Source organism: Phenylobacterium sp., from assembly GCF_036821595.1.
Classification (GTDB): Bacteria; Pseudomonadota; Alphaproteobacteria; order Caulobacterales; family Caulobacteraceae; genus Phenylobacterium.
Window position 1 is genome coordinate 1 of sequence record NZ_DAISJG010000002.1, and the last position, 15,271, is coordinate 15,271.

Annotated in this window: 13 protein-coding genes; all 13 read right to left on the bottom strand. The window is 72.0% G+C overall.

Annotation, left to right across the window (positions count from 1 at the left end; genetic code table 11):
- A partial coding sequence (locus V7Z97_RS01500) for an RDD family protein (RefSeq protein ID WP_334160941.1) occupies window positions 1-457 on the bottom strand: 457 nt, incomplete at its 3' end.
- On the bottom strand, window positions 454-1,449 hold the full coding sequence (locus V7Z97_RS01505) for a stage II sporulation protein M (protein ID WP_334160942.1): 996 nt from the start codon (window positions 1,447-1,449) through the stop codon (window positions 454-456). The genes V7Z97_RS01500 and V7Z97_RS01505, both read right to left, overlap by 4 nt.
- Complete coding sequence (locus V7Z97_RS01510; RefSeq protein WP_334160943.1) at window positions 1,449-2,762, bottom strand: DUF58 domain-containing protein; 1,314 nt, start codon at window positions 2,760-2,762, stop codon at window positions 1,449-1,451. Before V7Z97_RS01510 ends, V7Z97_RS01505 begins: the two co-directional genes overlap by 1 nt.
- Window positions 2,763-2,766: 4 nt before the next feature.
- Complete coding sequence (locus V7Z97_RS01515) at window positions 2,767-3,723, bottom strand: AAA family ATPase (RefSeq protein WP_334160945.1); 957 nt, start codon at window positions 3,721-3,723, stop codon at window positions 2,767-2,769.
- On the bottom strand, window positions 3,710-4,945 hold the full coding sequence (locus V7Z97_RS01520) for a DUF4350 domain-containing protein (RefSeq protein WP_334160947.1): 1,236 nt from the start codon (window positions 4,943-4,945) through the stop codon (window positions 3,710-3,712). The genes V7Z97_RS01515 and V7Z97_RS01520 overlap by 14 nt, the downstream gene beginning before the upstream one ends.
- Window positions 4,942-5,574 carry a DUF4129 domain-containing protein gene (locus V7Z97_RS01525; RefSeq protein ID WP_334160948.1) on the bottom strand — a complete coding sequence of 211 codons (633 nt, stop codon included), beginning with the start codon at window positions 5,572-5,574 and terminating at the stop codon, window positions 4,942-4,944. Before V7Z97_RS01525 ends, V7Z97_RS01520 begins: the two co-directional genes overlap by 4 nt.
- Window positions 5,575-5,662: 88 nt before the next feature.
- Entirely contained in the window at window positions 5,663-6,139 is a 477-nt protein-coding gene (locus V7Z97_RS01530) for a hypothetical protein (RefSeq protein ID WP_334160950.1), read from the bottom strand.
- Window positions 6,140-6,231: 92 nt separating this feature from the next.
- Window positions 6,232-7,458, bottom strand: a complete 1,227-nt coding sequence (locus V7Z97_RS01535) for an amino acid permease (RefSeq protein WP_334160951.1) — start codon at window positions 7,456-7,458, stop codon at window positions 6,232-6,234.
- A gap of 63 nt (window positions 7,459-7,521) precedes the next feature.
- Entirely contained in the window at window positions 7,522-9,114 is a 1,593-nt protein-coding gene (locus tag V7Z97_RS01540; RefSeq protein ID WP_334160953.1) for a phytoene desaturase family protein, read from the bottom strand.
- On the bottom strand, window positions 9,114-10,238 hold the full coding sequence (locus V7Z97_RS01545; protein WP_334160954.1) for an aromatic ring-hydroxylating oxygenase subunit alpha: 1,125 nt from the start codon (window positions 10,236-10,238) through the stop codon (window positions 9,114-9,116). The genes V7Z97_RS01540 and V7Z97_RS01545 overlap by 1 nt, the downstream gene beginning before the upstream one ends.
- Window positions 10,239-10,257: 19 nt before the next feature.
- Complete coding sequence (gene betI, locus V7Z97_RS01550; RefSeq protein WP_334160955.1) at window positions 10,258-10,926, bottom strand: transcriptional regulator BetI; 669 nt, start codon at window positions 10,924-10,926, stop codon at window positions 10,258-10,260.
- Window positions 10,842-13,148 carry a TonB-dependent receptor gene (locus tag V7Z97_RS01555; protein ID WP_334160956.1) on the bottom strand — a complete coding sequence of 769 codons (2,307 nt, stop codon included), beginning with the start codon at window positions 13,146-13,148 and terminating at the stop codon, window positions 10,842-10,844. Before V7Z97_RS01555 ends, betI begins: the two co-directional genes overlap by 85 nt.
- Window positions 13,145-15,199, bottom strand: a complete 2,055-nt coding sequence (locus V7Z97_RS01560; RefSeq protein WP_334160958.1) for a tetratricopeptide repeat-containing sulfotransferase family protein — start codon at window positions 15,197-15,199, stop codon at window positions 13,145-13,147. Before V7Z97_RS01560 ends, V7Z97_RS01555 begins: the two co-directional genes overlap by 4 nt.
- Window positions 15,200-15,271: the final 72 nt, after the last annotated feature.

Consider the following 15,271-nt stretch of genomic DNA (forward strand, 5'->3'; position numbering starts at 1 on the left):
GGGCGAAGAAGAAGGCGGCCGGCAGGAAGACCTCCAACTCGCGCATGGCGTTGCGTGCGAAGACCGCGTCGGCGCTCAGCCGCCCCCCATCGCTGGCGATCACCCGGAGGCCCATGGCCCGCTTGCCTGGCGTGGCGGCGCCGGGCCGCAGTTCGAAGAAGACGAAGTAGAAGTAGCGGACCGCGAAGAAGCCCAGGGTCCAGACCACCGCAGCCAGCTCCAGGGCGAAGCCGAACCGCAGGCGCAGGTTGGCCAGCACCACGACCAGGGTGAAGGCGACCAGGCCCGCGGCGATGATCAGGGCGTCGAGGACGAAGGCGGCGGCGCGTTCGGAGTAGGCGCCCACTTTCAGCCGCAGGTCGACCCCCTCGGGCGTGATGAACTCGCGCCAGCCGTCGTCCGGCGCGCGGTCGGGCCGCTCTCGCTTCCGCCGGCGGAGCACGCCCGCGAGGCTCATCGGGGCGCCTTGCGGGGCAGGTAGAAGTAGCCGGCCCAGAAGATCCCCGTGGCCGCCGCCACGGCATAGCGGGCGAGGTCGTGGCGGATCAGCTGCCGGGCGAAGCCCTCCAGCAGGCCGGCGGCGAACAACATGACCACCACCCCGCCCATGACCATGGCCGCTCGCCGCCCGGCGTGGGCGGCGGCGTCGACCCGGGTCCGCTCGCCGGGGAAGGCCACCGCCCAGCCGATGGAGAAGCCCGCCGCGCCCGCCAGCGTGATGGCGAAGAGCTCGGTGACCCCGTGGATCATCAGCCAGCCCGTCGCCTCGAACGCCAGGCCGTGGCTCGCGAACAGCGCCAGGAAGGCTCCCAGCATGCAGCCGTTGTAGACCATCAGCCCTGCCGTCGGCAGGCAGAGCGCGAAGCCGAGCGCGAAGGCGAAGATCGCCACCTGGGAGTTGTGGGTGAACAGGAAGGCCGCCATGACGCCCAATCCGTCGCGCAGGGTGGCTTCGCCGTAGAGCGTGCTCCGCAGGCTGGCGGCGGAGGCCGTAGGGTCGCGCCCGCCGGCCAGCTCCGCGGGGATGAAGCCGTAGAACCAGTCCGGGTCCTGGCCCACCAGGACGAAGGCGGTGATCGCGCCCACCACCATGATCGCCGCCGACACCAGGGTCTCGCGCCAGAGCCCCCGCACCGCCGCCGGCCACTCGTGGCGGAAGAAGCCCAGCACACGTTCGCCCAGCCGCGTGCGCGTGCCGTAGACGAAGAAGTAGGCCCGGGTGCAGAGGCTCTCCAGATATTCCACCAGGCTCTGGTCCAGGGAGATCGACCGCGCCACCGACAGAGACGAGAGCGCCTGCTGGTAGAGCACTGGCATCTCCAGCAGCTCGTTGCGCCGCAGTTTCGCCGCGCCGCCCTTCTCGACCTTGGCCAGCAGGGTCTCGAGGCGCCGCCAGTCGGCCTCGCGCTCCTCACGGAACCGGTGGCTCTTGAGCTGCAGCTCGGCCATCAGAGGAGCTCCCGCCGCTTGGCGTCCAGGTAGGCGTTGACCAGCGCGGGCCCGAGCTCGCCGGCCTTCGCCTCGACGATCTGCGCGCCCAGCCGCTTCAGCCTCGCCACCACCACCTCCCGCTGGCGCAGCAGGGCGCCGGCCACCACAGCACGCGAAACGTCGTCGGCGTCCTGCGGCTCGGCGCGGACGAGGTCCTCCAGCTCCTGGTCGCGGAAGACCACGAACATCACCAGGTGGGTGCGCATCAGGCGCTGGACGTTCTCCACCATCAGCTCGGCGCTGGTCGGGTCGGCGAAGTCGGTGAACACCACGACCAGGGCCCGGCGGTCGAGCCGACCCGCCAGCGTGGTGAGGCCCAGCGTGAAGTTGGTCTCCTCGGCCGAATACTCGATCTGCGCCGCCAGCCGCTGGATCAGCGGGAAGGCCTGGGCGCCGGCGGTGACGCCGCTCGCCACCCTGGGGCGCGCGTCGAAGGCGAAGAGGCCCACCCGGTCCCCCAGCTTGAGGCCCACGAACGCCAGCAGCAGGGCCGCGTTGATCGCGTGGTCCAGGCGCGGGACGCCCGCTGTCGGCGCCGACATCAGGCGGCCGGTGTCGATCGCCAGGATGACATGGTGGTTGCGTTCGGTGCGGTACTCCCGGCCCACGAGCTTCGCGTGCCGCGCGCTCTGCTTCCAGTCGATGGACCGGAGGTCCATGCCCGTCTGGAACTCCTTCAGGGCGTGGAAATCGGAGCCCTCGCCGGTGTCGAGCTGGGCCTTCTGGCCGAACGGAGCGTCACGGGCGAAGAGACGCAGGGCCTCGTCCTTCACGCCCTGGACGTCTGGCGTCACCGCCAGCGTGCGGGCCGGCCTCGTCTCGCGCTGGCGCCAGACCAGGCCGAGCGGGCCCCGCCACCGCGCCCAGAGCCCCTCCAGCCGCCCCTCGCCCCGCCGCTGCGGCGACAGCGCGAACCGGGCCCGCGCCGCACCCCCGGCGGCGGGCGCCGTATGGCGTACGGGCCAGACCGACAGGCGGTCGTTGACGCCCACGGCCAGCTCCACCTCGCGTGGACCACGACCGGAGAAGGCCGCAGTGACCTCCGCCGCCGCCTCCCGGCCCACGCCCAGCACCCGCGGCGCGACGACGCTCAGCTCCAGCGCGGCGGGCCTCGCCGACAGCAGCGCGTCGGCCAGCATCAGCCCCACCGCCATCAGCACCCAGGCGCCGGCCGCCACCCACAGCCCGGGCGCGGCGAGCGCCACGGCCAGCGCCACCGGCGCCCCGGCGGCGGCGAGCCATATGGCCCTGCGGGTGGGGTAGAGGGTCACCGGCTCAGCGCGGGGCTGCGGCCTGGTCGACGAGGTCGCGGATGACCTCGTCGGCCCGGCGGCCCTCGATCTCGGCGGCCGGCGACAGGATGACCCGGTGGCGCAGCGCCGGCAGGGCCAGCGCCTTCACGTCGTCGGGAATGGCGTAGTCGCGGCCGTCCAGGGCCGCCCGCGCACGGGCGGCGAGCGCCAACTGGGCCGCGCTGCGCGGCGAGGCGCCGCTCGACAGGTCCGTGGTCTCCCGCGTCGCCCGCACCAGGTCGATGACGTAGCCGGCCACGTCGTCGTTCAGCCGCACCTCGGACACCGCCTTGTGCGCGGCGCTCAGCGTCTTGGTGGTGGCGACCTTGGCGACGCCCATGTCGGCGGGATCGGCCTGGCCGGCCTGCACGCCGTAGGCCTTCACGATCGCCAGCTCCTCGTCGCGGCTCGGGTACTGCAGCGACTGCTTGAACAGGAAGCGGTCGAGCTGGGCCTCCGGCAGGGGATAGGTCCCCTGCTGCTCCAGCGGGTTCTGGGTGGCCACCACCATGAACCGCTCCGAGAGCGGATGCGACTTGCCGTCGATGGTCACCCGCCGCTCCTGCATGGCCTCCAGCAGCGCCGCCTGGGTCTTCGGCGGGGTGCGGTTGATCTCGTCGGCCAGCAGCAGCTCGCAGAACACCGGCCCCGGGTTGAGGGTGAAGCTGGAGGTCTGGAAGTTGAACAGGTTGGTGCCGATGATGTCGGCCGGCATCAGGTCGGGCGTGAACTGGATGCGGCCGAAGCCCAGGTCGAGCGTGCGGGCGAAGCACTGCGCCAGATAGGTCTTGGCGGTCCCCGGCGGCCCCTCCAGCAGCACGTGGCCGCGGGCGAACAGGGCCACGAGCAGCAGGTCGACCGTTTCGGTCTGGCCGACGATGGCCTTGCCGATCTCCGCCCGCACCTGTTCGGCGAGGGCCTTCACCTCAGTGACGTTCACGCGTCATCTCCAGTCTCCAGTCGTGCAGCTTGCGCGCGGCGGCGAGAAGCTCGTCGCGGGTCTTGGCGCGCCCGGCCTCGGCCGCGATCTCGGCCGGCGGGACGGCGCCGCGCAGACGCGCCAGTTCCTCCAGCCAGGCCTCGTCCGCCCGTTCGGCGCCGGCGGCGCGGGCGATCAGGGATTTGATCAGGGCCACGTAGTCGGCGGCCATCTCGGGCTCGCGGCCGGCCATCCGCACCAGGCCGGCGGAATTGTCCACCAGCGCCCGCTTGCCGAGCGCCACGGCGCGGCCTCGTTCACGCGCCGGGCCGAAGCGCGCGAGCGCGTGCAGGCCCAACAGCAGGGCGGCGGCCACGGCGCAGAGGGTGGCCGCCAGCCACGGCGGCTCCAGCAGGGTGCGGCCGATGCTGCGGCCCTGCTTGAGCCCGTTCAGGGTGACGTCGAAGCTGACGCCGTTCTTGCCGGCTTGCGGGTCCAGCACGATCAGTCCGGCGCGGGCGTTGGCCAGGCTGTCGATCCCCTGGTTGTTCAGGAGATCGGGGTCGGCGAGCACGATCACGTCCGGCCGTCGGCGCGACTGGCCCACCACCGTGCGGCCCAGTTCGTCTGCGAGCAGCGGGATCCAGTCCGGACCGGAGATGGTCTGCAGCCGGTCGATCTCGCCCAGCGGCAGCTCGCCCGCGCCGGCGAACGCCGCGCCGACGCCATGCAGGCGGGGACGGGAAACGCCCTTGCGGTGGGCCACCTCCGTGCGGTCGGCGAACGGCGCCAGCAGCGCCGTCGCCTGGGCGGCGCTGGCGCCCAGCCCCGCCTTGCGCAGCCGGCCGGCGCGTATCGGATCGCGCGCCGTCCGCCATTTCGGCAGCACCACCAGGGTCTTCTCCGCCCTGGGAAAGGCGGCGAGGTCCTTGCCCTCGGTCTTCCAGCCGGGCGTCAGCACCCTGACCAGCTCCGGATCGGCCTGCAGCCGGCGCGGATCCTGGCGGTTCACCTCGACCGGCGTCCCCATCTCCTCCAGCAGGATCACCGCGCCCCGAAAGCCCACGGCGGAGCTGGAGAGCGCGTGGCCGCCGGTGTCCTGGCTGATCCTCATCTCGGGCGCGTAGGCCGACAGCACCGCCAGGGAGGCGAAGGAGACGATCCCCACCAGCACCAGCGCCAGCACCGTGCGCGGCGAGAAGGTCGCCGCCTTCGCCTGGCGCGCCTCGGCCGCGGCGCTCACCGCCAGGCCCCGGAGAAGGCGAAGGCCTCGTAGTCGGCGCGGGCGGCGCGGAAGTCGTCGGCGTCCACGGGCCGTCCGCCGAAGAAGCTGCGCTCGACCACCTCGGCGATGCGGGCGAAGGCGCCGCGCGGCTCACCGGGCAGCGCGTCCAGGCGGGCGATGTCCCGGGCGGTGAGCGCGGGCCGCACCACCCCAGGCCGGCGGCCGGAGAGGTCGTCGATGCTGCGGAACAGGAGCAGGTGGATGGCGTCGGCGAAACGCCCCTCGCCCGCGAGGCGGTCGGCGTCCTCCAGCAGGGCCCGGGCCCGCGCCGCGTCCGGCCGCCAGTCGGGCGGCTCGACCCGCACCCGTTTGCGCGAACCGATCCGCAGGCCCATGAGCTCGCCGGCGACGAACCAGAGGATCAGGGCCGCGCCGAGGATCACCCCGCCCCAGAAGACGTATTTCAGCACCGGACCCAGCGCCGTCAGGGCCTCGATCAGCGGCTGCAGCCACGGCGGCGGCTGTTGCGGCCGGAGGACCGGAAAGTCGAACTGCAGGCCGGGCGTCCGGAGCAGTTCGGCGTGCGCCTCGGCCAGGCTCGCGCCCGCCGTCCGGCCCGCCTCCGACGCCCCCGCGCCTGCCGCCACGCAACACCCTCCGCCGCCGCAGGACCGCGCGGCGTCGGCCGAGGCTAGCGCAGCGCGCCGCCCCCGTCAGCCGGCATCGTCGGGCGCGTCAGGAGCCGGGCGCCGACGCCGCCTGGGGCAGCATGGCCACGACCTCGTTGGTCTTGGACATGAATTTCACGCCCTTCAGCCGGTCCTTGGGGTAGCCCGTCCAGGCCCGCTCCGCCTCGATGGGCGTCACCGCCTGGGCCGCGGCGCCCTCGGGCTTGGTGGCGATCACGTCCACCTCGTAGATCCCGTCCTTCGGCGCGGCGGCGTAGATCCTGGGCAGGAAGGCCGCGTCGCTCCAGCCGGCGGTGGGCGCCTTGCCCTCCACCTTCAGGATGAGCTTGCCGCCCTGTTCGAACTCCAGCTCGCCCTTGTCGATGCTGAGGATCTGTTCCTGGCCGGCGTACATCTGCGCCGGCCGGGCCAGGGACTTGGGCTTGGCCGGCGCCGGCGGGGCGGCCGCCTCGCTGGCCGACTGTTCGCAGCCCGACAGTGCGACCCCGCCCGCGAGCAGGACCGCCATCAAGAGGGTGCGCATCGGTATTCCTCCCCGTAATCACACCACGTCAGGGAGGGTGCCCACGGCAGCGCTTGGCTGGCAAGCCCGATGAACCGCGTTACGCCGCCGACTCAGGTCGCGAAGAAGGCCCAGGCGGCCCACAGGCAGAAGATCCCCGCCAGCGCCGCCACCAGCCGGGCCAGCCGCCTGCGCGCCGGGCTTTCCATCCCGCCGGAGAAGCGGATCAGCGCCAGCGCGCACAGCAGGTACATGCCGAGGTTGGCGAGCACGGCGGCGTTGATCAGGGCGTTGAACTGGCGGGTGAGGGTCGGGGAGAGGGTGGCCAGCGCCGTCAGCGACATCAGGACGGCGGTGACGATCACGCCACGCACCGGCAGGCGCGATCCGCGCTCACCGGCGATCGCCCGGGGCAGGTAGCCGCTCGCCCCGCCGGAGGCTCCGGCCTCGGCCGCCACCAGCAGCCAACCGGCGAGCGTGCCGAGCGTCTTGGCCAGCGCGCAGGCCGCCACCACCGCGCCCGCGATCGGCCCCACCAGCCGCTGGACCACGTCGGCGAAGGGCGCGGTGGACGCCGCCAGCTCCGACGCCGGGATCACCCCCATCACCGCCGCCGTGGCCGCCGCATAGATCACCGACGCCAGGGCGACCCCGCCCAGCGCCGCGATCGGCAGGTTTCGGCGGGGGTTGTCCACCGCCTTGGCCGCGATGGTCGCGCTCTCCAGACCGAGATAGGCCCAGAAGATGGTGACCAGGCTGGCCGGGATCGCCTGGGCAAGCGGCTGGCCGCTGACGTTCCAGGAGGCGGCGAAGACGTCGCGGTCGAAGGCCAGGGCGCCGAACACGACAGCCGCCAGGATCGGGACCAGGCCGATCAGCAGGGTCGAGCCCGCGAACCAGCCCACCGCACGCGGCCCGAAGAGGTTGGCCAGCGTCATCAGCCAGATCAGGCCGATGGCGGCGAGGGCCGTGGGCCAGGCGCCGATCAGTCCGGGCAGGAAGAAGGCGAGGTAGCCCACCGCCGCCAGCGCGATCGCCACGTTGCCGATCCAGCAGGACGCCCAGTAGGCGGCCCAGGCCACGAACCCCGCCGCCGAGTGCAGGCCGTCGGCGGGATAACGCACCAGGCCGTTCGGATCGGGCCGGATCGCCCCCAGGATCGCGAACACTCCGGCCAGGGCCATGGCCCCGGCCCCGGCGATCGCCCAGCCGATCAGGCTGGAGCTGCCGACGCTGGCGAGCGAGGCCGGCAGCAGGAAAAGGCCGGAGCCCACCATGTTGCCGGCCACCAGGAAGGTCGCGGTGAGCGGCCCCAGGCCCCGCTGCTTCGCCTCGTCCACGCTCGGTCCCCCCGCGAGGGGCCAATGGAGCACATCCCCCCTGCCCCGGGGAGAGGGAGCGGGTCAGAACCGTCTGCGCCGTGCGTCGCGGACCACCTCGCGGGCCGCGTTGTGCCCCGGCGCGCCGGTGACGCCGCCGCCCGGGTGGGTGCCCGCCCCGCACTGGTAGAGTCCCGCCACCGGGGTGCGGTAGTCGCCCGCGCCCAGCACGGGGCGGGCGGAGAACATCTGATCCAGGCTGAGATTGCCGTGCATGATGTCGCCGCCCACCAGGCCGAAGGTCCGCTCCAGGTCCAACGGCGAGAGCACCTGGCGGCCGAGCACCGAGGCCCTGAACCCCGGCGCGTGGCGGTCGACCGTCGCGATCATCAGGTCGGCCACCTCCTCGCGGCAGTCGTCCCAGGAGCGGCCGTCCGGCAGCGCCGGCGCCACGTGCTGGCAGAACAGGCTGGCCACGTGCCGGCCGGCCGGCGCCAGGCTGTCGTCCAGGGTTGAGGGGATCAGCATCTCGACGATCGGCGCCTTCGACCAGCCGTGGTGGCGCGCGTCGGTGTAGGCGCGGTCCATGTAGTCGAGGCTCGGCGCGATGATGATGCCGGCCGTGAGGTGGTCGCCGAGCTCGGGCAGGACCGAGAACCGGGGCAGTTCCGAGAGCGCCACGTTCATCCGGAAGGTGCCGGAGCCGGAGCGGTAGCGGCCGATCCGCTCCCGGAAGTCGGCGGGCTGGTGGGCCTCGTCCACCAGCTTACCGAACAGCTGCTTGGGATGCAGGTTGGAGACCACGGCGCGGGCCTTGAGGGTCTCGCCGGCCCCGGTGACCACGCCCGTGGCGCGGCCCTTCTCCACCAGCACCTCCGCGACGCCGGTCCCGGTGCGGATCTCCACGCCGCGCTCGCGGCAGCAGGCGGCCATCGCCTGGGTGATCGCGCCCATGCCGCCGATGGCGTGCCCCCAGGCCCCCTTCTTGCCGTTCACCTCGCCGAACACATGGTGCAGCAGGACGTAGGCCGAGCCCGGCGTGTAGGGGCTGGCGTAGTTGCCGACCACGCCGTCGAAGCCGTAGGCGGCCTTGATCGGCTCGCTCTCGAACCAGCCGTCCAGCCAGTCCCCGGCCGACTGGGAGAACAGGGCCAGGAGGTCGCGCTTGCCGGTCATGTCCAGCTTGGAGAGCCGCCGGCCCAGGCTCGCGCTCTTCAGGAGCTCGGGGATGGCTCTCGCCAGCCCGCCTTCCACCAGGTTCGGCGGGGTCATCAGGACCAGTTCGCGCAGCACGTCGGCGATGCGCTCGAGGCGGTCGCCGTAGGCGTCCAGCCGCTCGGCGTCGCGGGCCGAGAAGCGAGCGACCTCGGCCTTGGTGCGGCCCTCGCCGACGCAGAAGTGGTCCCCCCCCAGCGGGAGGAAGTTGGACATCTTCCGCTCCACCACCTTCAGGCCGTGGCGGTGCAGCTCCAGGTCGCGGATGACCTTCGGGTTGAGCAGGGAGACGGTGTAGCTGGCCACCGAATTGCGGAAGCCCGGATAGAATTCCTCGGTGACGGCGGCCCCGCCCACCACGTCGCGGCGCTCCAGCACCGTTACCTTAAGCCCGGCGGCGGCCAGATAGGCGGCGCAGGTCAGGCCGTTGTGGCCGCCGCCGACCACGATCACGTCGGTCATCAGGCGGCTTCCTTCGGCGCATGGTCGAGGGCGGCTTCGGGGATCTGGGCCTTCAGCCGGCGGGCGAAGGCGGCGAGGCAGACCTCCGAGGGCCCGAGCGGACCGGAGACGTAGCCGGAGGTGGCCATGCCGTCCTGCACCCGCTGGATCAGCACCGTGTCCTCGGCGTTGACCTGCCGGTTGATCCGCCAGTTGAGGTAGCGGGCCGCCTTCACCTCGCGCCGCGCGTCCGGCCGCACATAGGCGATCTCGCGGATCAGGGTCTCGGTGGGCGACACCGGGATGAACTGCATGAAGTCCACCTGGTCCGGATAGACGTCGAAGGCGAGGTTCGGCCAGAGCCGGTAGTACAGCCACCGCCGCCGCCCCTCCGGCGGCAGGTGGTCGAAGCTGCCCAGCAGAGCCTGGTAGTTCCGCTCCACCCAGTTGGACGACGGGGTCTCGGTGATGTCGCCCCACAGCCGGTCGGTCCAGGCGCCGGCCTCCATGGCGTAGGTCGGGCCGAACAGGCGCGTGAGCCCCGGGTGGGCCACCGGGATGTGCAGGCCGTCGGCGTAGTTGTCGGCCACGTTCTTCCAGTTCACCGGACGGGGCCGGAGCGTCACCCGGCCCTGCGGCTGCAGGTCCTCGAAGCCGTGCGGCTCGATCTCGGCCTCGTAGGGGGCCATCATCTCGGCCACGCTCGGCAGGCCCGGCGCGAAGCGGACGAAGACGAAGCCGCGCCAGACCTCCTGCTCCACCGGCTTGAGACCGTGGGCGGCGAGGTCCAGGTCCTCAAAGCCCTGCCAGCGCGGCACGTTCTTCAGCGACCCGTCCAGGCCGTAGCTCCAGGCGTGGTAGGGGCAGACCAGCCGGTGGCCGCAGTTGCCCTCGGAGCCGTCCACCAGCCGCGCGGCCCGGTGGCGGCAGGCGTTGTGGAAGCAACGCACCGCCCCGTCGTCGCCGCGCAGGGCGATCACCCGCTCCCCCAGGATGTCGAGGGTCTGGTAGTCGCCGGCGTTCGGCACGTCGTTGACGTGGCAGACCACCTGCCAGCCGGTGCGGAACACCGTCTGCCGCTCCCGCTCGAAGAAGCCCGGATCCGAGTAGATCCAGGCCGGAAGGCTCTGCTCCAGTCCGCTCACCGCGCGCACCTCGCTCTTGCTATACGCTCGTATAGCAACGGACCCACTGCCGGGCCAGCCGCACCGCCTCCTCCGCGGTGAAGGTCTTCGGGTCGAGGCACAGTTCCAGCCACAGGCCGTCCAGCAACGCCGAAAGTCCGAGCGCCGCGGGCCTCGGCTCGGCCACGCCGAGATCCGCCAGCAGCCCCTCGATCCGCCGGCGGTAGGCGGCGAAGGTCTCTGCGTGCACGGCCGCGGCGCCCGGGTCGGAGCGCACCAGCCCCCAGAAGCCCAGCCAGGCCGACAGCAGGTCGCGGTCGACGATGGCCGGGGAGAAGCTGGCGGCCAGGAAGGCGTCGAGCCGCGCCTGCGGCTCGCGCCCCGCCTCCGCGATCGCCCGGTCGATGTGGACATCGACCCGGTCGACCACGTGGCGGTAGGCCTCGACCAGGAGCTGGCCGAAGCCGCCGAAGTGGTGGCGGACCAGACCGGGGGAGACGCCGGCGCGCCTGGCCACATCGCGCACCGACACCGCCCCCAGCCCCCGGTCGGCCAGGCTCGCGAGCGTGGCCTCGATCAGCGCCTTCCGGCGGACCTCGGCCAGCTCGCGGGAGAACCGTGCGTTCAGAACGACTGTCCGAAGCGCACCCCGATGGTCCGCGGCCGGATCGGCGTCACGAACACCCGGGTGCAGACCCCGGGGACGCACTGCACGCCGCGGTCGAGCTGGCCCTCCTCGTCGAGAAGGTTCTTGGCGAAGGCCTCCACCCGCCAGTTGGCCCGCTGCAGCCCGGCCGCGAGGTCGACGGTCGTGTAGGCGGGCAGCTTGCCGATGATCGCCCGGTCGTCGAGGCGCAGGTCCGGCCAGGCGGAGGTCGTATGCACGACCGAACCCTGCAGGTGGGCCTCCATCTCGCCCACGGTCCACTCGTAGCGGGCGGTGAGGTTGCCCTTGAACTTCGCCGTCACCGGCAGCGACGTGCCCTTCGGCGCGGCGGGCGGCGCGGTGGGGTCGGGGATGTAGTCCTCGTCCAGTTCGGCGTCGGTGTAGGCGGCCGCGCCGGTCAGGGTGAGGCCTTCGGCGACCAGCCAGTTCAGGTCGGTCTCGATCCCCTTCATCTTGGCGTTGCCGGCGTTGCGGATCTCCGTCAGGCCGTTGGCCCCCAGGAACGAGAACTGAAAGTCGTCCCAGCTCTCGGAATAGATCGCCCCGTTCCACCGCAGCCGGTTCTGCAGCCAGGTGGTCTTCCAGCCGAACTCCAGGTTCTTCAGATAGTCGGACTCGTAGGGCGGCAGGGTCCCGCGACGGTTGATGCCGCCCGGCCGGTAGCCGGTCGAGTAGGTGACGTAGACCATCCGGTCCTCGTCGATGTCGTACTGGGCGTTCAGCCGGTAGGTGTGGCCCTTGTCCTCCGTGACCTTGTCCACGTTGGTGCAGGGGCTGCCCTCGACGTCCTCGGGCGCGAAGCAGGCTGCGACGCCCGTGCTGCCGCTGTAGCCCTCGCCGAAGCCGAAGAAGCCCACGAGCGAATTGCGCGCCTTGAAGAAGCGGATGCCCGCGTTGAACGTCAGTCTCTCGGTCGCATCGAAGCTCAGGTCGGCGAAGGCGGCGGTGTCGCGGTCAACCCGCAGTTGCTTGGTGAGCCAGATGGTGTCGGGCCAGCCGGGGACTTCCGTCGCCTCGGCGAGGGAGTCGATCTTGTAGCGCTGCTGGATGTTGTGGGTCTGGCGCTGGTAGAACAGCCCGCCCGTGACGCGCAGCGGCTGGTCGGACGGGGTGCTGATCCGCAGCTCGTGGCTCTGCTTCTTGTAGACGTCCTTGGCCTGGATGTACTGCGATACGTCGTGGGCGTTGCCCGCATCGTCGCGCCAGTAGTCGGCGTAGCCGGCCAGGGTGTCGTAGAAGTACGAGTAGTCGGAATAGTCGGACTCGGAGTCCATCCAGCGCTTCATCAGCGCGCCGGCGTAGACGATGTCCAGGTCGGACGCCGTGCCCTCGATGGTCATGGCCGCCTGGTACCACTTGTCGTCCGAGCGCTCGGGCCGGAACCGGCTGACGTTCAGGTCGCCCTTGCCCGGATCGTAGGCGAAGCCGCCGTCGGCCTCGGTCCGCTGGGCGTTCAGGGTCGGCGTGACCGTCCAGTTCTCGTTGAGATCCACCCGAAGGGCCGCGCGGGCGCCGTAGGTGTCCACCTCGTTGTAGTCGTTCTCCACCAGCGGAGCGTTGTTCACGGTCACCGGGCCGGTGGGATAGGTCAGCGAGCCCGGCACGTTGTCGATGTAGCCGGCGTCGTGCTGGGCCCAGGCCACGAGGCGCACCGCCATGCTCTCGCCGAGCGGCTGGTTCACATAGCCTTCGAAGCCGTAGCCGTAGTCGCCGTGGCTGATCTTGTTGGCCTCCAGGTCGTAGGCGGCGGAGAAGCCCGACGGCGAGGGCTTGTTGGTGATGATCCGGATGGTGCCGGCCTGGGACGAGGCGCCGTAGAGCGTGCCCTGCGGGCCCGCCAGCACCTCGACGCGGGCGATGTCGTAGACGTGGATGTCCAGCGGGCCGGTGATGGTCGTCACCGGCTGTTCGTCCAGGTAGACGCCGACGCTGGGCAGCGGGCCGGAGTGGTTGTTGTTCTCGCCCGAGGCCACGCCGCGCATGTAGATGGTCGAGAAGCCCGGCGCGGCCGTCTGGATGGTGACGTTCGGCAGGAACCGGGCGTAGTCGGTCATGTCCGAGATCTGCAGCTCGTCGAGCCGCTCGGTGCCGATCGCCTGGACGCTGACCGGCACGTCCTGCAGGTTCTCCGACCGCTTCTGGGCGGTGACGACCACCTCCTCCAGCTGCGACGCGGCGGTCTGGGCGAGCGCAGGCGCCGCCAGTCCGGTGAACATGGTGGACGCCAGCAACGCGGCCAGCCTCCCCTTGGATTGAAGCCTCATACGCACCCCCTCTTCTCGGTGATCGGCCCCTCGTACGCCGGGGCTCTTGGATAGCTCTCCAGCACCGGGCCGAGCGCCGCCTTCAGCGGCTCCAGCCAGGGCTCGAAATGCCGCCAGTGCTCGGCGGCGTCGGTGTAGATCGGCTGGCGCACCTGCTCAGATGACGCCGTGCGCACCGCGCGGTCGTTCTCGTAGAAGCGGAGGCAGGCCGCCTCGAAGGGCAAGCCGCAATAGGCCAGCAGGCGCCGGACCTCCGTCTCGGGATCGGCGACCATTTCCTCGTAGATCACCCGGTGGACGCGTCCCGGCAGGACGGCGTCGACGTGCGCCATCAGCTCCACATAGTCGGCGTAGTAGCGGCCGATGTCGGTGAGCGAATAGGTGAAGCCCTGGCCGCGGGCGAAGTGCTGCTTGAAGGCCGAGAAGCCGCAGCCCAGCGGGTGGCGACGGGCGTCGATGATCTTCGCGTTCGGCAGGGCGAGCTGGATCAGCCCGACGTGCGCCCAGTTGTTCGGCATCTTGTCGATGAAGAACGGCCGGCCGAGCTTGCGGTGGACCTTCGCCCGGTCGAGGTACTCCTGCCCGAGCGCCGCCAGCTCGGCGGGCGACAGCGCGGCCAACGCCTCGGGATAGGCCGTCCGGCCCTCGGCGTCCGGCTTGCCGCCCAACCGCCGCGAGAGCGCGATGATGTCCGGCAGCTCCTGCGTCCCCTCCACCTGGGAGTGGCTGGAGAGGATCTGCTCGATCAGGGTCGAGCCGGCCCTCGGCAGGCCGACGATGAAGATCGGGTCCGGCGCGGCGCACCCCTGCCCGGCCCGCGCGGCGAAGAAGCCCTCGGTGAACAGGGTCTTGGCCCGCTCCACCTGGTCGCGGGTCAGGCCGGCGTCGTAGCCCAGCCCCTCCCGGCGGAGCGCGTTGCCGGCCTCGTAGTGGCGGAAGGAAGCCGCCCAGGCCTCCGCGTCCTCGAACGCCTTGCCGAGCGCGAACTCGAGGTGGAAGCGGTCCTCGTCGGCGATGTCGCCGCGGGCGAGCTGGCCCTGCATCGCCGCCACGTCGGCGTCGGCGAAGCGGAAGGTCTTGAGGTTGGCCAGGCTCCACCAAGCCTCGCCCAGGCTGGGCTGCAGCTCCACCGCCTTGCGGTAGGCCTCGATAGCCTCCGGCTGCCGGCCGACCGTCTTCAGGGTGTGGCCGAGGCTCATCCAGCCCTTCGGCTGGGCAGGGTGCTGGGCGAGCACGCCGCGGTAGAGCTCGATCGCCTGATCGTACTCGCCGATCCGCACGAGGGCCGCGGCCTTCAGGTTGCGGTAGCCCGGGTGCCGCGGGTCCGCCGCCAGCAGGTGTTCCAGCTGGGCCAGGGCTTCCACGGGCTTGGCCTGCCGGTAGAGGATGGTGGCGTAGTTGTGCCGCGCGGCCGTGAACCCCGGGGCCAGCTCCACGCAGCGGGCCAGCAGGTTTTCGGCGTCGCCCAGGCGGCCCAGCCGGGCGCCGGTCTCGGCCAGCATGCGGATGGCCGCGACGTCGGTGGGATGGCGCTTCAGGAAGCCGCGCAGCACCTGCTCGGCCACGCCCAGCCGGTTCTCGCAGAGCGCCGTGGCCGCCTCGATGAGTTCGGGGTCGCGCACGGAGGCCTTGATGTGCCGGGCATAGGCCGCGTCGGCGCGGGCGGCGTCGCCGGCGAGCGTCCAGGCGTCGCCCAGCGCCCGCCAGGCCTGGGCGTGGGCGGGCTCTATCCGCACCGCCCGCTCCAGGGCGGCGATGGCGCCCGCCCCGTCGCCCAGGGCCGCCAGCGCCAGCCCGAGTTCCGCCTGCGCCTGGGCCCAGCCGGGATGCCGCGCGGCCAGCGGCTGGACGAGGTCGCGGGCCGCGGCCGCCGCGCCCTGGCCCCGCAGGGCGGCGGCGAGCAGCACCAGGGCCTGCGGATGGTCGGGTGCGACCTTTAGGATTTCGCGGGTCTGCGCCTCGGCCATCGCCGGGCTCTGCGTCAGGAGGCGGGCCGCGTGGCCGAGCGCGGTGGCGAGCGTTCCGACAGGCTCTGCGGCGGCGTCGGGCAAGCAGTTATCCGATCGTGCAACAACGATATGCGGATGGGAGGATTCGCGCCGCGCCTTGTCAATGCACGGCGA

Excerpts from the sequence above, each read along its gene's own strand:
- V7Z97_RS01555 (WP_334160956.1), bottom strand. The coding sequence starts at position 13,148 with ATGAGGCTTCAATCCAAGGGGAGGCTGGCCGCGTTGCTGGCGTCCACC.
- V7Z97_RS01505 (WP_334160942.1), bottom strand. The coding sequence starts at position 1,449 with ATGGCCGAGCTGCAGCTCAAGAGCCACCGGTTCCGTGAGGAGCGCGAG.
- V7Z97_RS01530 (WP_334160950.1), bottom strand. The coding sequence starts at position 6,139 with ATGCGCACCCTCTTGATGGCGGTCCTGCTCGCGGGCGGGGTCGCACTG.
- V7Z97_RS01540 (WP_334160953.1), bottom strand. The coding sequence starts at position 9,114 with ATGACCGACGTGATCGTGGTCGGCGGCGGCCACAACGGCCTGACCTGC.